This window comes from Candidatus Endoriftia persephonae (assembly GCF_023733635.1).
GTDB lineage: Bacteria > Pseudomonadota > Gammaproteobacteria > Chromatiales > Chromatiaceae > Endoriftia > Endoriftia persephonae.
Window position 1 is genome coordinate 2,283,603 of sequence record NZ_CP090569.1, and the last position, 22,316, is coordinate 2,305,918.

General features: G+C 60.3%; 20 protein-coding genes. 7 read left to right on the forward strand and 13 right to left on the reverse strand.

Annotated elements, in window-relative coordinates:
* The first annotated feature begins 15 nt into the window (after positions 1-15).
* From L0Y14_RS10300 to murI, 5 genes are all read left to right on the forward strand, one after another.
* Complete coding sequence (locus L0Y14_RS10300; protein ID WP_005966183.1) at positions 16-615, forward strand: TatD family nuclease-associated radical SAM protein; 600 nt, start codon at positions 16-18, stop codon at positions 613-615.
* A 3-nt stretch (positions 616-618) separates the two neighbouring features.
* Positions 619-1,530, forward strand: a complete 912-nt coding sequence (gene mnmL, locus L0Y14_RS10305; RefSeq protein ID WP_005966175.1) for a tRNA modification radical SAM protein MnmL/YtqA — start codon at positions 619-621, stop codon at positions 1,528-1,530.
* A gap of 67 nt (positions 1,531-1,597) precedes the next feature.
* Positions 1,598-2,593: a ubiquinone anaerobic biosynthesis protein UbiU gene (ubiU, locus tag L0Y14_RS10310; protein WP_005966173.1), complete on the forward strand. Its 996-nt coding sequence runs from the start codon at positions 1,598-1,600 to the stop codon at positions 2,591-2,593.
* Between the two features lie 33 nt (positions 2,594-2,626).
* The gene (locus L0Y14_RS10315; protein ID WP_240991716.1) at positions 2,627-3,520 is read left to right on the forward strand and encodes a U32 family peptidase; all 894 of its coding nucleotides are present in this window, start codon (positions 2,627-2,629) and stop codon (positions 3,518-3,520) included.
* Between the two features lie 56 nt (positions 3,521-3,576).
* Positions 3,577-4,371 (forward strand): glutamate racemase, encoded by a 795-nt coding sequence (murI, locus tag L0Y14_RS10320; protein ID WP_005966169.1) that lies wholly within the window; start codon positions 3,577-3,579, stop codon positions 4,369-4,371.
* A 24-nt stretch (positions 4,372-4,395) separates the two neighbouring features.
* Here murI and L0Y14_RS10325 read toward each other — a convergent pair whose 3' ends face one another.
* Together L0Y14_RS10325 and ubiT are read right to left on the reverse strand one after the other, a co-directional pair.
* Positions 4,396-7,197: a phosphoribosyltransferase gene (locus L0Y14_RS10325; protein WP_251859187.1), complete on the reverse strand. Its 2,802-nt coding sequence runs from the start codon at positions 7,195-7,197 to the stop codon at positions 4,396-4,398.
* 192 nt (positions 7,198-7,389) lie between these two features.
* Positions 7,390-7,872, reverse strand: a complete 483-nt coding sequence (ubiT, locus tag L0Y14_RS10330) for a ubiquinone anaerobic biosynthesis accessory factor UbiT (protein WP_006475024.1) — start codon at positions 7,870-7,872, stop codon at positions 7,390-7,392.
* An 85-nt stretch (positions 7,873-7,957) separates the two neighbouring features.
* Between ubiT and L0Y14_RS10335 the strand changes: the two genes are divergently transcribed.
* Together L0Y14_RS10335 and L0Y14_RS10340 are read left to right on the forward strand one after the other, a co-directional pair.
* Positions 7,958-8,839, forward strand: a complete 882-nt coding sequence (locus L0Y14_RS10335; RefSeq protein WP_039960557.1) for a TauD/TfdA family dioxygenase — start codon at positions 7,958-7,960, stop codon at positions 8,837-8,839.
* A gap of 92 nt (positions 8,840-8,931) precedes the next feature.
* Entirely contained in the window at positions 8,932-9,573 is a 642-nt protein-coding gene (locus tag L0Y14_RS10340; RefSeq protein ID WP_006475026.1) for a gamma-butyrobetaine hydroxylase-like domain-containing protein, read from the forward strand.
* 10 nt (positions 9,574-9,583) lie between these two features.
* On the opposite strand, the gene gspC is transcribed toward L0Y14_RS10340, so the two are convergent.
* The 11 genes from gspC to asd all read right to left on the reverse strand — a co-directional run bounded on the left by gspC (position 9,584) and on the right by asd (position 22,278).
* Positions 9,584-10,519: a type II secretion system protein GspC gene (gene gspC, locus L0Y14_RS10345; protein ID WP_005965849.1), complete on the reverse strand. Its 936-nt coding sequence runs from the start codon at positions 10,517-10,519 to the stop codon at positions 9,584-9,586.
* A gap of 21 nt (positions 10,520-10,540) precedes the next feature.
* Complete coding sequence (locus L0Y14_RS10350; protein WP_005965847.1) at positions 10,541-11,080, reverse strand: SPOR domain-containing protein; 540 nt, start codon at positions 11,078-11,080, stop codon at positions 10,541-10,543.
* Positions 11,081-11,144: 64 nt separating this feature from the next.
* Positions 11,145-12,416, reverse strand: coding sequence for a bifunctional tetrahydrofolate synthase/dihydrofolate synthase (gene folC / locus L0Y14_RS10355; protein WP_006475027.1), 1,272 nt, complete (start codon positions 12,414-12,416; stop codon positions 11,145-11,147).
* Positions 12,417-12,431: 15 nt separating this feature from the next.
* On the reverse strand, positions 12,432-13,292 hold the full coding sequence (gene accD / locus L0Y14_RS10360) for an acetyl-CoA carboxylase, carboxyltransferase subunit beta (RefSeq protein WP_005965843.1): 861 nt from the start codon (positions 13,290-13,292) through the stop codon (positions 12,432-12,434).
* A gap of 51 nt (positions 13,293-13,343) precedes the next feature.
* Positions 13,344-14,150 (reverse strand): tryptophan synthase subunit alpha, encoded by an 807-nt coding sequence (gene trpA / locus L0Y14_RS10365; RefSeq protein ID WP_005965841.1) that lies wholly within the window; start codon positions 14,148-14,150, stop codon positions 13,344-13,346.
* Positions 14,147-15,364, reverse strand: coding sequence for a tryptophan synthase subunit beta (gene trpB / locus L0Y14_RS10370; protein ID WP_005965838.1), 1,218 nt, complete (start codon positions 15,362-15,364; stop codon positions 14,147-14,149). The genes trpA and trpB overlap by 4 nt, the downstream gene beginning before the upstream one ends.
* A complete protein-coding gene (locus L0Y14_RS10375; RefSeq protein ID WP_005965836.1) occupies positions 15,348-15,974 on the reverse strand; it encodes a phosphoribosylanthranilate isomerase in 627 nt (208 codons plus the stop codon). Before L0Y14_RS10375 ends, trpB begins: the two co-directional genes overlap by 17 nt.
* 41 nt (positions 15,975-16,015) lie before the next feature.
* Entirely contained in the window at positions 16,016-16,777 is a 762-nt protein-coding gene (gene truA, locus L0Y14_RS10380) for a tRNA pseudouridine(38-40) synthase TruA (RefSeq protein ID WP_006475029.1), read from the reverse strand.
* A 73-nt stretch (positions 16,778-16,850) separates the two neighbouring features.
* A complete protein-coding gene (locus L0Y14_RS10385; protein WP_251859188.1) occupies positions 16,851-19,916 on the reverse strand; it encodes a FimV/HubP family polar landmark protein in 3,066 nt (1,021 codons plus the stop codon).
* 136 nt (positions 19,917-20,052) lie between these two features.
* A complete protein-coding gene (locus L0Y14_RS10390; RefSeq protein WP_138921867.1) occupies positions 20,053-21,072 on the reverse strand; it encodes an Asd/ArgC dimerization domain-containing protein in 1,020 nt (339 codons plus the stop codon).
* 90 nt (positions 21,073-21,162) lie between these two features.
* Complete coding sequence (gene asd / locus L0Y14_RS10395) at positions 21,163-22,278, reverse strand: aspartate-semialdehyde dehydrogenase (RefSeq protein WP_040819686.1); 1,116 nt, start codon at positions 22,276-22,278, stop codon at positions 21,163-21,165.
* Positions 22,279-22,316: the final 38 nt, after the last annotated feature.

Consider the following 22,316-nt stretch of genomic DNA (forward strand, 5'->3'; position numbering starts at 1 on the left):
GTCAGACTGAAGCAAGTGCCGCAACAGATCGCCTACCAGATCAACAACAGACTCTATCTCAGTATCACCGACCGCTGCACCCTGGAGTGCGCTTTCTGCCCAAAGACCCAAGGCAACATGCAGGTCAAAGGCTACGACCTGACACCAGATCACCGCCCTGAGGCCGAAGAGATCATCGCCGCCATCGATGACCCAAAGGCTTACGATGAGGTGGTGTTCTGCGGTTTTGGTGAACCAACACTGCGCCTCAACGTGCTGCTGAAGGTGGCTCGTAACATTAAATCGCGGGGTGGCCGGGTACGGGTTAACACCGACGGGCTTGCCAATCTTGTGCACAAAAACGACACTCTGCCAGCACTGAGCGAGTGCGTCGATGCCATCTCGGTATCGATGAACGGCCAGAACGAAGAAGTCTACGAACGCCACTGCCGCCCCAACCTGCCCGGCTCGTTTGAGGCGATGCTCAAGTTCATCGAGGACGCCAAGGCTCACATCCCCCAAGTCACCGCCACCGCAGTAAACGGTTTGGAGGGGCTCGACATCGACGCCTGCCGAAAGCGGGCCGAGGCGCTTGGGGTGGAATTTCGCCAACGCGAGCTGGACCGGGTCGGCTAATCGATGACCCTGGCACAGCAGGCCCCAACCTTCGGCCAATATCTGCTCCAGCGTTACGGTGAGCGGGTCCACAAGGTCGCCATCGACGCCGCCTTCACCTGTCCCAACCGAGACGGCAGCAAGGGTATCGGCGGCTGCACCTTCTGCAACAATGTCTCCTTCAGTCCGAACGGTCGCCAGCCCAAGTCGATCGCAGAACAGATCGCAGCGGGGCGGCGGGTGGTCCGCAAACGCACCGGGGCGAAAAAATACCTCGCCTACTTCCAGGCCTACACCAACACTTATGGCGATCTGCAGCAGCTAAAGTCCCTCTACGACAGTGCCCTGGCCGAGCCCGACGTGATCGGTCTGTCGGTGGGTACCCGCCCCGACTGCGTGCCACCGGCGGTACTCGATCTGCTGGCCGGCTACCAGGCGCAAGGCTATGAGATCTGGCTGGAGCTGGGGCTACAGTCCGCCTTCGATACCACGCTGCAGCGAGTCAACCGAGGCCACGGTTTTGCTGAATACCAGGAGAGCGCCAGCGCGGCCAGGGCACGGGGACTAAAGCTCTGCACCCATCTGATCGCCGGTCTGCCTGGAGAGCAGGCGAGCCACTGCCACGAGTCCCTGCGGCAGGTGCTGGAGGTCGGCACCGATGGCCTCAAGCTGCACCCGCTGCATGTGGTCAAGGGCACCCAGCTGGCCAACCAGTGGCGACGCGGCGAGTACACGCCGCTCACCCTGGAGAATTACATCCAGATCGCTGCCGACCTGGTGGAGATGGCGCCAGCCGGGGTAGTCTGGCACCGCCTCACCGGCACCGCCTCCCGGGATATCCTGCTGGCACCGGAGTGGTGCGCTGAGAAGTGGCGGGTGCTCAACGGCATCGAGCAGGAACTGCGCCGGCGGCGCACCGACCGCAAGGTGGCATAAGCGCCGCAGCACAGATATCTAAGATAGTCGCGGCCTGGTCCGCGCCAGCACGTTTGAGGAATCCACTATGGAACTGGTCTGCCCGGCAGGTAATCTGCCCTCCCTGAAGGCCGCTGTCGACAACGGAGCCGATGCGGTCTATATCGGCCTGCGCGACGACACCAACGCACGCCACTTCCCCGGCCTCAATTTCAACCAGAAGCGCGCCAGCGATGGCATCGCCTATGCGCGGCGCAAAGGGGTACGGGTGTTCATGGCGATCAACACCTACCCGCGCCCGGATGGCTGGCAACGCTGGCAGCAGGCGGTGGACAGCGCCGCTGATCTGGGTGTCGATGCGCTGATCTGCGCCGATATCGGCGTACTCGACTACGCCTCCAGCCGTTGGCCCGATCTCAATCTGCACCTCTCAGTGCAGGCCTCTAGCACCAACTACGAGGCGTTGCGTTTCTATCACGACCACTTCGGCATCAAGCGGGCGGTGCTGCCGCGGGTGCTGTCGCTGCCCCAGGTCAAGCACGTAGTCGACAACAGCCCGGTGGGAATCGAGGTGTTCGGTTTCGGCAGCCTCTGCGTGATGGTGGAGGGGCGCTGTATCCTCTCCTCCTACGTCACCGGCGAGTCGCCCAACACCCAGGGCGCCTGCTCCCCGGCCAAGTATGTGGAGTGGAAGGATGGCCCGCAGGGGATGGAGTCACGCCTCAACGGCGTGCTCACCGACCGCTACCAAGAAGGTGAGCAGGCGGGCTACCCGACCATCTGCAAGGGACGTTTCGAGGTCGGCGACAATACCTTCTACGCGATCGAGGAGCCGACCTCGCTCAACACCCTGGAGCTACTGCCTGAGCTGATGGCCGCCGGAGTGGAGGCGATCAAGATCGAGGGCCGGCAACGCAGCCCAGCCTATGTGGCCCAGGTGGCGCAAGTATGGCGTCAGGCGATCGACAGCTGCCAGCGCGATCCTGAAACCTACCAGGCAAACCCGGCCTGGAACGCCACCCTCGGCAACGTCTCCGAAGGCACGCAGACCACCCTCGGCCCCTACCACCGCCCCTGGCAGTAACTCCCGCGGAATTATCCTGACATGAGCTCCAGCATGAAACTCTCCCTCGGTCCCGTACTCTACTTCTGGTCCCGCGACGATCTGTTCACCTTCTACGAGGAGGTGACGGAGATGCCGGTGGATATTGTCTATCTCGGCGAGACGGTCTGCTCCAAACGGCGCAGCCTTAGCACCGCTGATTGGATCGAACTCGGCGAGCGGCTGAGCCAGGCCGGCAAACAGGTGGTGCTCTCCACCCTGGCGCTGCTCGAGGCAGAGTCGGAGATGAAGACCCTGCGACGCATCTGCGACAACGGCCAGTTCATGGTCGAGGCCAATGATATTGGCGCAGTGCAGCTGCTATCGAGCGCCGGCCTGCCGTTTGTCACCGGACCGCTGGTCAATATCTACAACCCCCGCACTCTCAACCTGCTGGCGAAACAGGGGCTGAAGCGCTGGAGTCTGCCACTGGAGCTCTCCCGTGAGACTCTGAAGCAGATGCAGGCGGAGCGGCCGGAGGGGGTCGAGACCGAGGTCTTCGCCTTCGGCCGCCTGCCGCTGACCCTCTCGGCGCGCTGCTTCACCGCCCGCTCCCACAACCTACCGAAAGACGACTGCGACCTGAAGTGCATCGACTACCCGGACGGCCGCCTGCTCTCCACCCAGGAGAGCGAACCCTTCCTGGTGCTCAACGGCATCCAGACCCTCTCCGCGCTCAGTTGTGATCTGCTGCCGGAGGTCCCGGCCATGCAACAACTCGGGGTGGATGTGCTGCGCATCAGCCCACAGTACCGCCACACCGGTCGCATCGTCGATGCCTTCAGCAAGGCCATCGCCGGTGAGACAGCCGCCAACCTGGCTGCGCTGACCCCGCTCGGTACCTGTGACGGTTACTGGCAGGGTGAGGCCGGCATCCACAACAGCCTGAAAGCAGCCCGGCAGGTCTAGTCAGACACCGCATATGGGGTAGAATTCTGGCTCCCCATCTGCAACACGGTGCCTTAATGGATCCAACCCGCCCCATCGGTATCTTCGACTCCGGTATCGGTGGTCTCTCCGTATTGCGCCACATCCGCGAACAGCTCCCCGCTGAGGATCTGTTCTACGTCAGCGACAGCGGCCACCTCCCCTACGGTGCCAAAGGCTCCGATTTTGTTGCCCAGCGCGCCCAGCAGATCACCCGCTTTCTCATCGCACAGGGCGCCAAGACGATCGTCATCGCCTGCAACACCGCCACCGCCGCTGCGGTGGCCAGTCTACGCCAGCAACACACGCTACCGATCATCGGCATGGAACCTGGTCTGAAACCAGGGATCGCTGCCAGCCGCAATGGCGTGGTGGGAATACTCGCCACCGAGGGCACTCTCGGCAGCGCCAAGTTCCGCGACTTGCTAAGGCGCCACGGAGAGGGTGCAAGGGTGATCATCCGCCCCTGTCACGGCTGGGTCAGGCAGGTTGAATCCACAGACCTCAGCGGACCACGGGCACTCAAGGTGGTTGCGGAGGAGATCCAACCGTTGATCGATCAAGGGGTCGATAGCCTGGTGCTCGGCTGTACCCACTTCCCTTTTCTGCACCAGGCGATCCGCCAAATGGTGCCTGCCAAAACACACATCATCGACACCGGCCCGGCGGTGGCCAAAGAGCTGAAACGACGTCTTGTGGAACAGGGGCTGCTGAGACGCAGCACTGAGGGCGAGGTGCGCTGTTGGTGCAGCGGCGAGATTGCACAAACCAAGTATCAGGTCGAGCGGCTCTGGCGGCCGGGCTGCCCCGTACTGCCATTGCCGGTAGAGTGATCCCTCACTCTACCGGCAATCAGGCTACAGACCGGATTCAAAGGCGCCAATATCGGGTGCCTGACCGCTCCACTCGCGGCACTCCCCATCGCCAGGCCCCGGTTCGGGACAGTGGATAGCGGAGAGATGGACACCGGCATCGATCAGAGCTGAACCGGCTGGGGGTGTGAAGGCGCTGCGGAACTGGTTGTGCATGTAGGCCCAGCGTTCGCGGATGCTGATGCCTTCCGGCAGATCCAGGTTGGGCACGAATCGAGAGAGCCCCCCCGAGACCTCAGAGTTGGCCTGGTGGCTCATATTGCTGCCGTAGGTAAAATCACTATCGCCCCAGGCCACACTGTTGACCACCTCACCCGTTGCCGAGGCCCCCATGAAATTGTGGCTGCCCGCTCCCGTCGCCAGGATATGATAGGCATTGGCCGCACCCCGCAGTTCAAAGCCCCGCAAAGGACACTCATTGGGCGAGCAGTGCTCCGGGCTGCCGGTACCCAGCGAGACACAACCGAGATAGGTATTGGCGTTATCTGCCTGGTCTTCACCACGCAAGATCTTATAGTTGCGCTGTCCCGCCGGACCGTTGTCGAAGGAGATCAGGCCCTGGTAGAGCGACTCTGACATAGAGAAGTCGAAGCCGTCGTCCGCATTGTGCCAGACGATCACCTCCACCACCTTGTTGCGGCGACAGACGTTGCTTGAGAGATTGTCGGAGCAAAACTTGGATGCCCCCATGCCGTCTGAGTTACCACCGCCGCCAGGATCACCCGGCACCTCAGGGGACTTACGACCATCTGAATACCTACCGTTGTGGTGGGAGATGACCCTATAGACCAGGTTCTCGTTAATCGGTACCGACTGATCATCCGGCCGAATCATTACACCGCCACCATGGGCGCTGTGAGCAAACTCAGAGTAGCGCAGGGTATTGTGGCTGCCGCGGATGCGAAACAGGGAGTACCAGCCGTGATGGGCGTAGATCTCTTCCACCAGGGCGCCGCTCACATCCTTGTTGAAACCGGCACACTCGTAGGGACACTCACGGATCTCGAACTGGCGCACTGTGACATCATCGGCGGCGATGCGCAGTAGTGTGGTGCGCTCATTGGACTGGGCATCATAGGGAAACCCTGCACCCTCTATCACCGGGCGCTCATCGCCATACCCCGCCAGGGTCAGCCCCTGTACGTCGATAACCACCTCATCGGAGGAGGCAACAGGGTAGATACCACTGCGCACCAAGACTGTCTGGCCAACCTGGGCAACGGCAATGGCATCGCGGATACTGGGGTAAGCATCACCATCACTGCCGGAGCAGTTGCGTTTGGCGATCGAATAGCTAGCGCAGTCGCCGGACAGCTGTATATCAACATACAAGGTCTCACCGCTGTTTCCAGCCGAAGAGCCGGCACCGCCCCCGGATGAGCCACTGCTCGTGCTGCTGCCGCTCTCACCGGATGAACCACCAGTGGGGGCATTACCTGAAGAGCCACCAGCCGTGGTACTGCCACCACCCCCGCTTGATGTGACGCCACCTCCAGTCGAGGTGCTGGCGAAAGCAACCTCGCTTCCGCCAGCCGAACTGCCACCACCACTACTGTTGATATCACTTCCAGCGTTACTGTTGCCAGCGGTGGTTTCACTACTGTTGGAACCGGTGCTGCTGCCAGTTGACTCGCTACTGGTGTTGGAACTGTTACTACCGCTCAAACTACCGCTGGCCACCTGATTGACCTGCTCGACACCGCTGTTGTTGCTGTTAGCGACGATGGAAATGGTCTGATCTAGGCCGTTGCTCAGCGAGCTGTCGACCCCGGCGTTGCTGAGTGCCTCGCCGGTATTGCCCGCAGTGCCATCCTGCAGCCCGCTCAGCAGGCTCAGCAGGTCGCCCAGCGGGATGTTCGGGTCGATCGCCTGGGCGGCGGCCAAGGCCGCCTGAGCCTGGCTGAGCATCAGGCTGTTCACGTTGACCTCGCTCACCGAGCGGCGTACTGAACGATCAGCGGTGCTGAGCACCCGGTTGATGGCGCTATCCAAGGCAGCATTGGCCGGCTGGTTGTTGACCTGCAGGCCGTCGAGCATCGCCTCGATCAACACCTGGGCGCTGACCACATGGGCGATCGCGGTGTAGCGCGCCACCGTGCCTTCGGCGCCGCGGCCATCCAGCACCGAATCGACCAGGTCGGCTGCTAGCGCGGTGAAGATATCATCCTCGCTGACATTACCGCCGATCCAGTAGGCGGTGCGGCGTGCCATCTCACCGAACACCTCGCTCGACAGGGTCACCTCGGTGACATTGTCGATAGTCACCTCGGTGCTCATCGGATCGGGCACCTTGCTGGTATCCAGGCCAAAGTTGAGGCGGGTGGTGACAGCGCTTCTGGCGCGCTCCAGGTTAGCTTGTGTCAGCCCACCCTCCATTGCCAGTGCGCTCTTCACCATCATGGTGGTGTGCGGCGTCAGGTTGACTCGCGTCTGTGAGGGTGTCATCACTACCCCGCTGAGAACAAAGTCGGGGGCGGCGTTAGTGACTAGGTCGATGCCTTCGGTCGCTTCAATGATCAGCGGGAAGGCGCTGTCGGCGATCTCACCGTCGAAGTTGAAGCTAGCCCGGTCGGTACTGCTGGTGGTGGCGAGCAGCCGAAAGTTGCGGTCGCGGATGCTGACAGTGGCACCGACCACCGGGCCGTCACCAACACTGCCGTCAAAGGCGACACGACTGGAGGCTCCGCCAGTCTCCCCGACCGGTGTGCTGACCGCTCCACCACCGCCGCAGGCGACAAGCAGGCTGGTGGAGAGGGTAATCGCGGCGATGGTACGTAACAGCTTCATGACTCTACCCACAGGATGGCCTATAAAAATGACACTCGAAGTATCGGTGGCAAAGGCAGGGGGCTTAAGTGACGAAGTCACATTTTCCTGTCAGATAGCCTGCATATCGCCTTGAGTTCAGCGATTTTGGGAGGAGGATCACGCCACCCCGCCAGGCAACGAGGCCGCTACGGCAGCCGACAGGAAGATAGATCAGGCAAAACGCTCATAAGCGCTGAGACAACGCTGCAGCATGGGCTGAAAGCTACCCGGCAGCGGCAAAGAGTCAGGGTCCAGAGCGGCCAGCATGTTTTTCAGGTGCACGCCCAGATCAGTATCGCCCACCATCTGCAGATGGCGCTGAAAAAACAGGGTATCCGGATCCTCACGGCCGGAGAGCAACAGCAGAAAATCGTAGGCGGTGCCGCTGACGGTCAGGTCCGCCTCATCCTTCACTGACAACTCTCTGATCATCCCCTCTTCCAGTGAGAGCAGGTAGCTAATGCCTGCATCGCACACCTTGATCCTCACACTGCGCCCCTCGAGAAAGTCAAGTTCCCCCTCCTCACGCTCGATAACCAGCAGACGATTCAGCAGCCGGCTCAGGATCAGGCTGTGCAGGCGCTCCGGAATCAGCCGACCGGGCAGGGCAAGCGGCTTGGGGAGACGCGGACGTTTGGCGATTTGGTTTATCATCGGACCCACTACCTCTGAAAAGCGGCTGGACAACAGGTTGCTGATCATAACAACAGTAACCGATATCTGCGACAATTTGCGGATCATGACAAAGCAACGGAATCCCTTCGACCTCGCCAACAACGAGGCCTACAAACGCTGGCGTGAGCAGAAGCTGACAGACTATCCAACCAGCCTGGACCAACTGATCGTGGAGATCGGCAATCCCCGCGATCTGCGCCAGAGCGAATACGACGCCCTGATGACCTGCTGTCGCAAAAGTAACATGGTGATCTGGGCTGGACTCTCAGGACACGATTCAGACAAGAACACCATCCGCCAGCTGGGCGAGCGATTTGGCCTGCACCGTCTCGATCACAACATGTGTGCCGACAATGACGCCATCACCTCACTCACCGTCCAGCCTGATGCGCTGCACCGAGGATACATCCCCTACAGCAACCGTCCTATCGCCTGGCACACCGACGGCTACTACAACCAACCAAAGGAGCAGATCCACGGTCTGCTGCTGCACTGTGTCGAGCCGGCTGCAAAGGGAGGGGAAAACGCGCTGCTCGATCACGAGATCGTCTACCTGCAGATCCGGGATTACCAACCCGCCTACATCCAGGCCCTGATGCACCCGCAAGCCATGACCATCCCCGCCAACCAAGTCGACGGCGAGATTCTGCGTCCGGCACGCAGCGGCCCGGTCTTTTCGATCGCCCCAGACGGCCATCTACACATGCGCTATACCGATCGCTCACGCAGCATCGAGTGGCGGGCAGATCCGCTGCTGGCAGAAGCCGTCAACTATCTCAAAGCGCTGCTAAATGCTCCCTCACCCTGGCACTTCCGCGGCAAGCTGGATGCTGGCCAGGGACTGCTGAGCAACAACGTCCTGCACACTCGCAGCGCCTTCAACAAGGACAAATCCCAACGGCTGCTCTATCGCGCGCGCTATTTCGACCGCATCCAGGGCACCTGAGCCGGAAACCTTTCCTTCCACCGCCGGTTGAACCCTGCCGACATTCTGTGTCACCATCCCGCGCCTTGGCCGCTATCGATCAGGTTGATGAAATGAGTAACGAGACCCCGATCCCCTTGGAGATCAATCTGCACCAGAAGTCACGCAAGCTGACTATCAGTTTCTCCGATGGAGCCAGTTTTGATTACCCCAGCGAATATCTGCGGGTCTTCTCCCCTGCGGCGGAGGTGAAAGCGAGCAGTGAACCGGTAACGGGTAAAGAATCAGTCAACATCAAGCGCATCGAGCCCCAGGGGCAATATGCAATCCGTCTGATCTTCGATGACGGCCACGACACAGGCATCTACTCCTGGGAGACCCTCTACGAGTTGGGGCAGCAATGGGAGACGAAGTGGCAGGCATACCTGCAGCGGCTTGAGGCGATCGGCTATCAGCGCGGCGCATCCGAAGTGGAAACCGACCGGCGCATCACCATCTACTATTTCTCCTGGCTGGTGCAGAAGCTGGGAAAACAGAGCGAAGAGATGATTCTTCCCGCCTCGGTCAGCAATATCGAAACACTGCTGACGCTGCTGCGCCGGCGCCGTCCCGACCGGGCGGACATGCTTGAGATGGAATCGATCCGCCCAACCGTCAATAAACAGTTCGCGGAGTCCTTCACACTGCTAGAGGATGGTGATGAGGTGGGTCTGATCCCGCTCTCCCCAACCCCACCGGCCACACCGAGCATGTAACGCGACGAAACTATTTCAGGCTGAAGCTAAGAGACTGCACATTGCCCTGACGTAGGATGGTGACTTCAAGCTGCTCCGCCTTTTTCAGGGTATCAAGCAGCTTGAAGGCCTGCCTCTCATCATCCAGCGGGATCCCGTTTACCGCTGTCACCAGATCGGATGGGCGAACGCCGAGACGATTGTAGAGCTTCCTGTCCTTCTGCGGCAGCAGCCGGTAACCCTTCAATTTTTTCCCCGAGCGCACCGGGACAAAGCGCAGGTGCTGCATAATCTTCAGCGGCTCTTTCTGAAACAGGTCCTTGTAGCTGCGCAGTGAGGTGTTGGCAGCGGTGTTGCCGGTGCTCCCGGAGGGGCGGGAACGCTTACCCCGGGTGGAGATGCCACCCCCCTTCGTCTTGGGGAATCGCAGCACTTCTGACTGGCCGTTTCGCAACAGCACCACCCGGTCGTTGTAGACCGCCTGAAGTTTCACACCCCCCACGCCTTTGATATTGGCCCCAACCTTATAGTGATCCTGCTTCGAGCCAGCCTTGCCGATGATCGCCGCCCCCTTCTCCGGGTTGTCATCGACAAATACTCCATGCAGGGTCAGATTCAGGCGGGTCTCCGGTGCACTCTTCTGGATCACCTTAGCGGAGTTGCTCTTGATCACCCCCGGGCGGCCAAACAGATGCAGGGAGGCGAGGCGCCGTGCCTCCTTGGCGATATCCAGCGCCTCTTTTTCAGGGGCCGCGCTCTGCTGGGTCTGCAGCGTGATTGTCTGTGTGGCGGGCTCCGGGATCAGCGACCAGGTGATGCGCGCTGCCAATTCGGAGATCAACAGCACAAGGACGACCACCGCTGCCTTTGGCAAGACCTGTTTCATCAGCGGGGCGAGCCAGGCGGGCACCTGTCGCTGATCGAGAAGCGAACCAAACACCCGTTGCAATGAGATGGAGATATCCATAGTTGTTCCGTTCTGCCCGGATCACCCTCCGCTGTAGCGGCGCAGCGACACCCTCAGTTTGAATCTTTTTTTGATCTTCGCGGCCATCTGCTCCGCAAGCTTTTTGTCGACCTCCGGACCGACCTGCACCCGATAGACCCTCTTCCCATCTACTGTAGCTTTTTTCAGGCTGCCCGGCAGATCAGCCTTGCGCAATCGTGACACCAGCGCCTCCGCATTGGCGCGCTTGCGAAAGCTGGCCACCTGGATCATCCAGGCGCTCGGGACCGCTCTTTCGATTCGTCCTTCTTGTTTGTAAACTAAAGGTTCAGATGCAGGATCATCGACCACGGCAGGCGCCCCGCCAACCTCGGGCGAGCGATCCTCCGGCGGCATCAGACCTGGCAGAATATCACCGTTCTCATGGCGCATCACCGGCTCCGGAGGACGCGGCGGTATCCGATCCCCCTGAAACACTCGCTCGGTATCGATCGGCTGCTCCAGCAGCATCGGCACAAAGATCACCACCAGTGAGACCAGTACGGCGCCACCCACCAGTCTCTGTTTCAGCCGCTCGCGCAAAATCTTTATCCGCCCTTTTGTCGTCAGACCTGTCGAAGTATATCAACAAAGCCAGGCGCTTCTGTCACTCCTGGCCCAATCTGTGCAACGCGTCGCCAACGATCTGAAACGAGCCGAACACCACCACCAGATCATCTGCCCCCAGGCCCGCACTGGCCGCTTGCAGGGCAGCTACAATGCTTTCGTGGGGTTCGACCAACGACTCGACTGCCGAGCGCCGGAACAGGGCCCCAAGCTCCCCGGTCTGACGTGCCCGCCCAGACTCATCCGTCGCCACAATGCACCAGCGATCGACCAGCGGCTGCAGCAGCGCGATCACGCCTGCCGCATCCTTGTCGGCGAGCATGCCAAACACCGCCCGCACCTCACCCTTGATGCCCAGCGCCTCGATATGCTGCTTCAGCGCGGCCGCAGCCTGGAGATTATGCGCCACATCGAGCAGCACTGGCGGCGAGCCAGCCACTAGCTGCATCCGCCCCTGCAACCGCACCCCGCTCAGCCCCGCCTCCAGCGCCGAGCGGCCCACCGGAAGGCGTGCCTCCAGCAGCTTGACTGCACTGATCACAGCCGCCGCATTGGAACGCTGAAACGCTCCGGTAAGGGCAGGCAAGGGCAGATCCCGCTCAACCTGATCCAGTCCAAACCAGTCCCAGCCCTGCCCACATGGGCTGGCGCGAAACGCGCTGCCCAGCTGGAACAGCCGTGCCCCCAACGCTTCACCATGTTGCACAACGGACGCCGGCATATCGGCATCCGCCAGCACCACCGGGATTCCCGCTCGCATGATGCCCGCCTTCTCCCGGCCGATCTGCTCCCGCTCTTCTCCCAACCAAGCAGTATGGTCGATATCCACTGTGGTGATCAGGGCCAGATCGGGATCGATGATATTGACCGCGTCCAGCCGTCCACCCAGCCCCACCTCGAGGATCACCACCTGTGGCTGCAACTCGGCAAAGATCTCCAGCGCCGCCAGGGTGCCGAATTCAAAGTAGGTCAGGGAGATCCCCTGCCTTGCCTGATCGACCCGCTCGAACGCCTGACAGAGACGCTGATCGCTCATCGGCGCACCATTCAGGCGCACCCGCTCGTTGTAGCAAATCAGGTGGGGAGAAGTGTAGCTACCAGTGGTGTAACCGGCACTGCGGTAGATCGACTCCAGCAGCGCAACACAGGAGCCCTTGCCGTTGGTGCCGGCAACCGTGATAACGGTGCTCTGCAGCCCCGTCGGCCGCATTCGCCGCCACACCGAGGCGACCCGCTCCAGACCCAGTTCGATCGACTCGGGGTGGAGCGACGCCTGCCACGCCAGCCACTCGGCCAGGGAGGTGAAACGCATGGCGTAGCCGTGGGCTCAGGGGCGGGTGGCGTGGGTAAAGATACTCAGCAGATCGGCGATGCGGTCACGCATGTCACGCCGGTCGACGATCATGTCGATGGCGCCCTTATCCAGCAGGAACTCACTGCGCTGGAACCCTTCAGGGAGGGTCTCGCGCACCGTCTGCTCGATCACCCGGGGACCGGCAAAGCCGATCAGAGCGTTGGGCTCGGCGACATTGACATCACCCAGCATCGCCAGACTGGCAGAGACACCACCCATGGTGGGATCAGTCATTACCGAGATGAAGGGCAGGCCACGCTTCTGCAACCGCTCCAGGGCGGCACTGGTCTTGGCCATCTGCATCAGGGAAAAGAGCGACTCCTGCATGCGCGCACCGCCGCTAGCGGAGAAGCAGACCAGGGGGATGTTGCGCTCCAGCGCCACACTCACGGCACGGGCGAACTTCTCCCCCACCACCGAGCCCATCGAGCCGCCCATGAAGCTGAACTCAAAGGCGGCGACGACCAGATCGACCCCCTTCAGCTGACCGCGCATCACCAGCATCGCATCCTTCTCGCCGGAGTTCTTCTGTGCCTGCACGATGCGATCTTTGTACTTCTTGCTGTCCTTGAACTTCAGCGGATCTAACGACTCCAGGTTGGCCGCGATCTCTTCCCTCGGCGCCTCGTCAAGGAAGGTGTCGAGACGCCGCCGCGCACCAATCCGATTATGGTGGTTGCACTTGGGACAGACATCCAGATTGCGTTCCATCTCGGCACGATAGAGGATCGCGTTACACCCTGGGCACTTGGTCCACAAACCTTCGGGTACCGCCCGCTTGTTGCCGCCATCGGTACGGATGCGGCTCGGCATTAATTTCTCAAACCAGCTCATGACGCAGAGTCTACATAATAGATATCAGAAAGTCAGTGGATGATGAACGGATCAGGCCCGGTCCATCGCCGCGCGCATCTCGCTTAGCAGGCTGCCCAGCGCCGGTGCGATCGCTTTGGGGGTGTCGGCCAGCGCCTCGACCCGTGATACTAGCGCACTGCCAACCACCACCGCATCGGCAATCCGCGACATGGCGGCAGCGGTCTCGGCATCCTTGATGCCAAAACCGACACCGACCGGCAGATCGGTGGCGGCGCGAATCTCTCCGATCTTCTCGGCCACCGAATCAAGATCGAGGTGACTGGCGCCGGTGACACCCTTGATCGCGACATAGTAGACAAAGCCACTCGCGGCAGCAGTGACCTTACTGATCCGCTCGGCAGTGCTGGTGGGGGCGAGCAGATAGATCTGGTCAAGCTGTTGTTGGCGCAGCGCCTGCAGCAGCTCCTCGCCCTCCTCCGGCGGGATATCGACCACCAGTGCCCCGTCCACACCGGCCTTGGCGGCGGCCTCTGCGAACGCGGCATAGCCCATGATCTCGATCGGATTGAGATAGCCCATCAGCACCACCGGGGTCTGCTGATCCTGCTGGCGAAATTCCGCCACCATGTCGAGCACGTCGTGCAAGCTGACCTGGTGCGCCAGTGCCCGCTCGCTGGCACGCTGGATCACCGGCCCGTCAGCCATGGGATCGGAGAAAGGCACACCCAGCTCGACCAGGCTAGCACCGCTGCGCACCAGCTCGTGCATCAGCGGCACGGTGACGCCAGGACCGGGATCGCCAGCGGTGATGAAGGGGATCAACGCCTTCCTGCCCGCCTCGCGCAGCTGCTGAAATCTTGTCTCGATGCGACTCATATCACGATCCCCTCCCGTGCCGCCACGGTATGCATGTCCTTGTCACCCCGTCCGGAGAGATTAACCAGGATGATCTGATCCCGCCGCATGGTCGGCGCCAGCTTGGCAGCATAGGCAAGCGCATGGCTCGACTCCAGCGCCGGGATGATGCCCTCCACCCTGGTCAGCTGATGGAATGCCGCCAGCGCTTCGTCATCGCTGATCGCCACATACTGGGCGCGGCCGCCGTCCTTCAGCCAAGCGTGCTCGGGTCCGACCCCCGGGTAGTCCAGGCCGGCGGAGATCGAGTGGGTCTCGATGATCTGGCCATCCTTGTCTTCCATCAGATAGGTACGATTGCCATGCAGCACGCCGGGCTGGCCGGCACAGAGCGGCGCGGCGTGATGACCGGTCTCAAGACCGTCGCCCGCCGCCTCGACACCGTAGATCGCTACCTCAGCATCGTCGAGGAAGGGATAAAACAGGCCGATCGCGTTGGAGCCACCGCCAACACAAGCCACCAGCGCATCGGGCAGGCGGCCAGCCTGTGCCTGAATCTGCTCGCGGGCTTCGCGGCCAATCACGGTCTGAAAATCGCGCACCATCGCCGGATAGGGGTGGGGGCCGGCCACGGTGCCGATGATGTAGAAGGTGTCATCAATGTTGGTAACCCAGTCACGCATCGCCTCGTTGAGGGCATCTTTCAGGGTCTTGGAACCCGATTCGACGGCCCGCACCTCGGCACCCAGCAGCTTCATGCGGTAGACGTTTGCCTCCTGCCGCACCACATCCACCGCGCCCATGTAGATCACGCACTCCAGGCCCAGCCGCGCAGCCACGGTGGCAGTTGCCACACCGTGCTGGCCAGCGCCGGTCTCGGCGATGATGCGGGTCTTGCCCATGCGTTTGGCGAGCAGCGCCTGACCAATGGTGTTGTTGATCTTGTGGGCGCCGGTGTGATTCAGATCCTCGCGCTTGAGGTAGATCTGCGCGCCACCCAGCTCACGGGAGAGGCGCTCGGCATGGTAGAGCGGTGAAGGACGGCCGACATAGTTAGCCAGATCCGCGTCCAGCTCTTTGATGAAATCAGGGTCCTGCATGTAGCGCTCGTAGGCGAGGCGCAGTTCCTGCAGCGGCTCCATCAGAGTTTCCGCCACAAACAGGCCGCCGTAGGGGCCAAAGTGGCCGCGCTCGTCCGGCAGTGTTCCGATAATCTTTTCAGCAGTCGTCGCCACGTTTTACTCCCTCGATGAAGGCTGCAATCTTGTCGGCATCTTTGATGCCTTTGGTCTGCTCAACGCCACCACTGACGTCCACCGCATAGGGACGCACCTGGCGTACTGCAGACTCTACATTGAACGGATCTAGGCCGCCCGCAAGGATGATGTTTGGTGCCAGTTCCGTTGGAATCCGATCCCAGCTAAAGGTGCTGCCGGTGCCGCCGGGCTTGCCAGGCTGGTAGCTGTCGAGCAACAGACCGGCAGCATCCGCAAACCGCTCAGCCTCGGCCAGCAGATCCACTCCATCACGCATACGGATCGCTTTGATCCAGGGCCTACCATGCCCCGCGCACTGGGCCGGTGTCTCGTTGCCATGAAACTGCAACAGGCCGAGTGGAACCCGGGCAAGGATCTCTGCGATCCGCTCAGCTGACTCATCGACAAACAGACCAACCACGCTGACAAAGGGTGGCAACTGCGCCACGATCTGGCTTGCCTGATCCAGTGCCACCGCCCGCGGGCTTGGCGGATAGAAGACCAAGCCGATCGCATCGGCGCCACTTTGCACCGCCGCCAACGCGTCTTCAGTCCGGGTGATGCCGCAAATTTTGACCCGTGTTCTCATAAGGGGGCAGAAGATACAGGATAGCGCCGCAGCGCGCCACGTCAGCGCCTATCCGGCAACTGGAATTCTTCCGGATAGTCCACCTTGGTCAGGTAGAGTCCATGGGGCGGCGCCGTCACACCACCCTTGCGTCTGTCGCGTAACTGCAGGATCTCCTCCGCCCAGGAGACCTCCTGCTTACCCTGACCAATCGCCATCAACACTCCAGCGAGGTTGCGCACCATATGATGCAAAAAAGCATTGGCGTGAACCTCAATGGCGATCATCTCCCCCTGCCGGCTCACATCGAGACGATGAATGGTTCGCACCGGATGCTTTGCCTGACACCCCAGGGCGCGATAGGAGGAGAAGTCGTGGGTGCCCACCAATGCCTGTGCCGCCTGGTGCATGCGATGCTCATCCAGCGGATGATGGTGCCAGGTCGCCCGATTGCGCCAAAGTGCGGAACGGGTACCCCGATTGAGGATAAGGTAGCGATAGTGTCGCCCGGTTGCCGAAAAACGTGCATGGAAATCGTCTGCCACCTGCCGCGCCCAGCTGACACTCACATCATTAGGCAGGTTGACGTTGCTGCCCAGCACCCAGGCGCGAGGCGGCCGTTCTGCCGTGGTCTCAAAATGGACTACCTGACCGGTACCATGCACGCCGGTATCGGTGCGTCCTGCGCAATGCACTCGCACCGGTTGATCGGCAACGCGTGACAGCGCCGCTTCCAGATCCTCTTGCACACTGCGCGCGTGACTCTGCTTCTGCCAGCCGTTGAAACCGCTGCCGTCATACTCAACTCCCAGTGCGATTTTCATCTTGTCTATGCCGCAACAAAAAGGGCGCACAGTGTGCGCCCTGTAATCGATCATTGTCGTTAAAGTATCAGGCTTAAGAGAGCTGTCCCAGCAGCGATTGCGCCGCCTGCTTTTGTACGGATGAACCCTCTGCAATCACTTCGTCGAGAAGATTCTTTGCACCCTCTTCGTCACCCATATCGAGATAGGCACGGGCCAAGTCCATCTTGGTGTTAACCTCATCTTCACCACCCAACTCGATCCCTTCATCGAAGGTCAAGGAGATCGGCGCGATGCTGTCGTCTGTCTCGCCAAAGGCACTGCTTGATTCAAAGCTCTCGCTGCCATTCTCCTCGTTATCCAGATCATCAGAGAGCGACTCGAGCTCCCGCTCCAGGCTGGCCAGATCCAGATCATCAAGCGACTCTGAATCATCACCGAGAGTAAGTGAATCCCCTGTGCCTGCCGAGTCCGTCATAGCAGCACTCAGATCAAGATTACTCAGTTCGCTCGTATCATCACCAGCGCCCCCCATCTGATCCAGCTTGTTCAGCTGGTCAGACAGATCATGGGGCAATTCGATCTGGGTGCTATCGTCGGCATCCAGCTCATCCAGGTCAAGGGTATCCAGATCGATATCGAGCGTTTCGGTGTCAACCGCCAGGCCCACAACCGACTCTGCCTGCATCTCTTCCACCGCCGCTTCCAGTTCGCGGGCCAGACTCGAATCCGCCTCAGCAACATCAAGCCCCGGCACCGAACCTAACGCCTGGGACTCTGTGACAGTTTGAGGGGCGACCTCTTCCCTGGAGACCTCCTCCGGTGCTGCCATCTCACTGGCACCAAGAGCCTCTGAGTCAATGGAGATGGTCTCAGAAAAATCTTTGAGCTCACCAATCTCCATACTATCGAGATCGATCTCGGTCTCTCCATCCGGAGCCGGCCGGTCACTGCTGATTATCGCCGATGGAGTGCTCTCAAGCCGTGAGGAGTCAGTAAAACCACTCTCCAACTCCAGCCCCAGATCATCCATGTCATCACCGCCAGAGACCTCCTCATCACTGTCTAGCGCCGACTCATAGAGTACATTCTCGGGATCCAGCTCTCGCCCCATACGGGCGATCTTTTTCCATGAATCGCTGTCGCTCTCGGCTATACCTTCCTGGTGCATTGCAACTGCGGCTTCATTAAACGCTGCGGTGTCTTTTGCTGAGTAGTGGATCTCAAGCAGTTTCTCTTTCAGCTCAAGACGCTCGGGAGACTTCTCAATTGCCTGCTTGATAAGTTCTTCCGCCTGTTGGTAACGACCATAGGCGATATAGACATCAGCCTCAGAGATCGGATCGACCTCACCAGTCTCATCCTGCAGAGCATCGATATCGCTGGGCGTGAAGTCGCTCATGAAGGAGGTTTCATCGGTCGGCTCATTGACCGGCCCATCCCCCATCTCGGCAGCTGACGGTGAACTAGCATCGGCCTCCGGCACGATCAGGATGCTCTCTTCGAACTCGGCTTCCGCCTCCTTTCGACGGCGCATCGCCAGTGCCATCACACCAAGCAGCAACACGGCGACACCGCCAACCAGACCGGCAACGACAGTGGTATTGCCACCCATCACCTCGATCAGGCCTTTTGTTTCAGGCTTTTCCGGCTCTGCGGTCGCTTCTGGCGCTACCGCCACTTCCGACACTGCTTGCGGCTTACTCTCCTCTACAGGAGCTTGCGGCTCTACCACCACCGTCGATTCCATTTCTGCCGGTGCGATTGTCTCTGGCATTACCGTTTGCGGTGGAACCACTTCAGCAGCGGGCGTGGTTGCCACTGCATCTTTCATCGCTGCTTCGATTGAGGCCTCGATGTCTACCTCTTCGATGTGCGTTCCTGGTGGAATCGCCACCACTTCAGGCTGAGCAACCTCTGGCATAGCCGACTCAGGTGCCGAAACGGCGGGCTTCACTGCTTCAGGTTCAGACACTGCCGCCGCGAGAGCTTCGGCCTTCTCACGAGCTGCCTCCGCAGCTCTTCGAGCCTCTTCTGCAGCCTCCTGCTGAGCCAACTGCAGCTGTGCCAGTTGATCGCTCTTGAGTGTCAACAAGCGCTGAATATCAACGAGCTGCGACTCCAACTCGTGAATCCGGGCACGCATCTCCTCGCCTTCCTGACGCGTACTCTCATTGGTTTCACGCATCAGCAGAACCTGCTTCTGCAGCTCATCTATCTTTTTTGCAGCCGCCGCTTTACCTTCACGATCGACCGCTTCCTGGGCATCAGGCTTGGCGGAGATCAGCTTGATGCGATCCTGCTTGGGCTTGGGTTTTGCCGCGGTCGAGGCGATTTCCTGTGCAGCACCTTCGGAGGTCGAGGCGACATCAGCCGCAGCCGACTTTGCCTTTGCACTTTTCGCCCGCCAAGCGGATGTCTGAGCAAGAAACTCTTCACGGGCCTCGCGGTGTGACAGAGCCTGTACATTCGCATCTGCCGGCAGCCGTAAAATCTTGCCCGCTTTCAGCCGATTGACATTGTTGCCGATAAAGGCATTGGGGTTGTAGCGCAGCAACGCCATCATTACCTGTTCGGTGGTTTCCCCCGAACGGCGCATCTTGCTGGCGATGCGCCACAGATAATCATTCCGCGCGATCGGGCCATACTCCCTAGCCCCCTCTTCGACCACCTGACGAGCGCCCTCGCCAGCCGCACTGGCAGGCTGGACCGGCAAACGGCGGGTGACTGTAGGCGCTGCCACCGGTGTGGGTTTGCGTTTCAATGTGACAGGCGGGTCCAGGAGCACAGTGTACTCCCTGATTAGACGACCTTTCGGCCAGTTCACTTCCACGAGAAAATTCAAAAAAGGCTCACGGACAGGAGCGCCGCTGGTGACACGAATAACCGCCCGACCATCAGACAGGATGACAGGCTCGAACCTGAGCCCCGACAACATGAGCGAACGCTCGATACCAGCCCGTTCGAAATCCTTAGCTGACCCAAGTTCAACCTTGACTCCCTGGATTTCACCCTTGTCGATAGAGAGCAGTTCTATATCAGCTTTAAATTCCTGATTAAGTACTGACTTGGTCTGGATCTCTCCAAGCCCGAGAGCGTTGGCCACAAACGGCGATAGCGCCGCCGCAATGGCCACTGCCAGGGACAGCTTACGAATCATGCTTCCTCCTCGCCAAAGCGAACGCAACCCACGGGCAGATTGGACGTTTCCGCATACAAAAAACCGTCGGAACATATAGACATCTGTTCCGAATCTCCATCAAGAATAAGGGTAATAAATCTGGCCTAACTATAGCTTACAAGTGGCCTTTTACCAAAATCTCTAGAATCTTCAAGACATTCGCCGCAATACCGGAACGCAGGTTGTCGGCAACTGCCCAAAGTGAGAATTCAGTTGGATTCTCTGTTCTACACACGAACCGGCCGACCAGCACAGACACACCACCAGAGGCATCACCAACCGGAGAGGGCCCCTGACTATCAACATCGATCAATTCAATGCCATCCGCCTGCTCCAGACAGCTCTCGATCACCTGCTGAGCCACAGGTTGAGAGGCCGTGCAGTGCAGCGCCATCGAGTGGCCGAAAAAGACTGGCACCCAAGCAGAGCTAACACTGATTGACGGACAAGATCGCCCCAGGACAAGCTGACAGACATCCAGCAGATCGGTCTCCATCTTACTCATCCCACCCGACAAACACTCGCCAACCTGTGGGATCAGGTTAAACGCAATCTGGCGAGGAAACAGCAGCGGTGCGACTGGCTTGCCATTGAGCAGCAGCGAGGTCTGCCGCACCACCTCTTCCACCCCGCTGCGTCCCAACTCCGATACCGCCTGGGCAACAAACAGCGAGACCCGCTCCACCCCGAGCGTTTCGATGAGTGGCTTGATCACCGTCAGCAACTGAGTCGCGACGCTTCCTGGTAACGGCACCACTCCACCCGATAACACAGGCTCCAGCGCCTCCGGGTTCACTGCCCCAACCACCGGAACCAGGTCAGACTCCGGGCACAGATGCGAGCCGATATCCAGCACGATACAACGCGCATCCTGAGCCCGCTCCACCCAATCCGGCGCTACATCCGACTCGCCGGTGGAGATAACGATCGGGGTTGCATCGAAGCTGTGCAGCTCCAGGTCGGCAATCTCCAACTCCCGACTGCCAAATTCGATGCCTCTGCCCACCTCATCCGGACCACCCAGCAGCACAACACTGCCGCTCAGCCGGGGATGTGCATCGATGGCGGCCAGCAGCGCTTCCGCCACCAACCCGGCCGCCCCCACGATAGCAATATCAACCGATCTCTCCTGCAAACCATCACCTCATAATGAAAAAGAAAACCCCGTTGAATCTATCTCCAACGGGGCTCTGAATAGCGCCCAGCGCCTGGGCCATTGCGTCGATCAATCTTCCAGAAGGATCCGCAGCATGCGTCGCAGCGGCTCCGCAGCACCCCACAACAGCTGGTCGCCGACGGTGAAGGCGTTGAGATATTCACTGCCCAAGTTCATCTTGCGCAGACGCCCCACCGGTACCACGAGGGTCCCGGTAACCTGGGTCGGACTCAGCTCCTGCACGGTAATATCCCGCTGGTTGGGAATCACCTTCACCCAGTCGTTGGCGGAGGCGAGTATCGACTCAATCTCATCCATCGGCACATCCTTGCGCAGCCTCACGGTCAGGGCCTGGCTGTGACAGCGCATGGCACCGATGCGCACACAGGTACCGTCGATAGCTACCGGATTTTCGGAGCGACCGAGGATCTTGTTGGTCTCGGCAAATGCCTTCCACTCCTCCTTGCTCTGGCCGTTCTCCAGCGCCACATCGATCCAGGGGATCAGACTGCCGGCCAGCGGCACACCGAAATTATCGGTGGGAAATGCATCGGCGCGCATGGCCTCGACGACAGTTCGGTCGATATCCAGGATTGCCGAGGCAGGATCGGCCAGCTGCGGAGCTACCGCATCCTCGATGCTGCCCATCTGACTAATCAGCTCGCGCATGTTGCGTGCACCGGCGCCAGAGGCGGCCTGGTAGGTCATCGCAGTGACCCACTCCACCAGATCCTCGCGGAACAGACCGCCCATCGCCATCAGCATCAGGCTGACGGTGCAGTTGCCGCCGATGTAGTCTTTGGCACCCTTCGCCAGGCCGTCTCGGATCACCTTGTCATTGACCGGGTCAAGCACGATGATCGAGTGCTCCTTCATGCGCAGGCTGGAGGCCGCATCAATCCAGTAGCCCTCCCAACCCGCCTCACGCAGCTTGGGGAATACCTCGTTAGTATAACCACCGCCCTGGCAGGTGACGATCACATCCATCGCCTTCAGCTCGTCGATGTCGGTGGCATCCTTCAGCAGGGGGATCTCGCGGCCGATATCCGGACCCGCCTGTCCCACCTGGGAGGTGGTGAAGAAGACCGGCTCATCGATATCGGCAAAATCACCCTCTTCCAGCATGCGGCCCATCAGGACCGAGCCCACCATGCCGCGCCAACCTACAAATCCGACTCGTTTCATCGTCTTGACCTAAGAATTTTTTACCACTAAGAACACGA

Excerpts from the sequence above, each read along its gene's own strand:
- mnmL (WP_005966175.1), top strand. The coding sequence starts at position 619 with ATGACCCTGGCACAGCAGGCCCCAACCTTCGGCCAATATCTGCTCCAG.
- ubiU (WP_005966173.1), top strand. The coding sequence starts at position 1,598 with ATGGAACTGGTCTGCCCGGCAGGTAATCTGCCCTCCCTGAAGGCCGCT.
- L0Y14_RS10315 (WP_240991716.1), top strand. The coding sequence starts at position 2,627 with ATGAAACTCTCCCTCGGTCCCGTACTCTACTTCTGGTCCCGCGACGAT.
- murI (WP_005966169.1), top strand. The coding sequence starts at position 3,577 with ATGGATCCAACCCGCCCCATCGGTATCTTCGACTCCGGTATCGGTGGT.
- L0Y14_RS10325 (WP_251859187.1), bottom strand. The coding sequence starts at position 7,197 with ATGAAGCTGTTACGTACCATCGCCGCGATTACCCTCTCCACCAGCCTG.
- ubiT (WP_006475024.1), bottom strand. The coding sequence starts at position 7,872 with ATGATAAACCAAATCGCCAAACGTCCGCGTCTCCCCAAGCCGCTTGCC.
- L0Y14_RS10335 (WP_039960557.1), top strand. The coding sequence starts at position 7,958 with ATGACAAAGCAACGGAATCCCTTCGACCTCGCCAACAACGAGGCCTAC.
- L0Y14_RS10340 (WP_006475026.1), top strand. The coding sequence starts at position 8,932 with ATGAGTAACGAGACCCCGATCCCCTTGGAGATCAATCTGCACCAGAAG.
- gspC (WP_005965849.1), bottom strand. The coding sequence starts at position 10,519 with ATGGATATCTCCATCTCATTGCAACGGGTGTTTGGTTCGCTTCTCGAT.
- folC (WP_006475027.1), bottom strand. The coding sequence starts at position 12,416 with ATGCGTTTCACCTCCCTGGCCGAGTGGCTGGCGTGGCAGGCGTCGCTC.
- accD (WP_005965843.1), bottom strand. The coding sequence starts at position 13,292 with ATGAGCTGGTTTGAGAAATTAATGCCGAGCCGCATCCGTACCGATGGC.
- trpA (WP_005965841.1), bottom strand. The coding sequence starts at position 14,150 with ATGAGTCGCATCGAGACAAGATTTCAGCAGCTGCGCGAGGCGGGCAGG.
- L0Y14_RS10375 (WP_005965836.1), bottom strand. The coding sequence starts at position 15,974 with ATGAGAACACGGGTCAAAATTTGCGGCATCACCCGGACTGAAGACGCG.
- truA (WP_006475029.1), bottom strand. The coding sequence starts at position 16,777 with ATGAAAATCGCACTGGGAGTTGAGTATGACGGCAGCGGTTTCAACGGC.
- L0Y14_RS10385 (WP_251859188.1), bottom strand. The coding sequence starts at position 19,916 with ATGATTCGTAAGCTGTCCCTGGCAGTGGCCATTGCGGCGGCGCTATCG.
- asd (WP_040819686.1), bottom strand. The coding sequence starts at position 22,278 with ATGAAACGAGTCGGATTTGTAGGTTGGCGCGGCATGGTGGGCTCGGTC.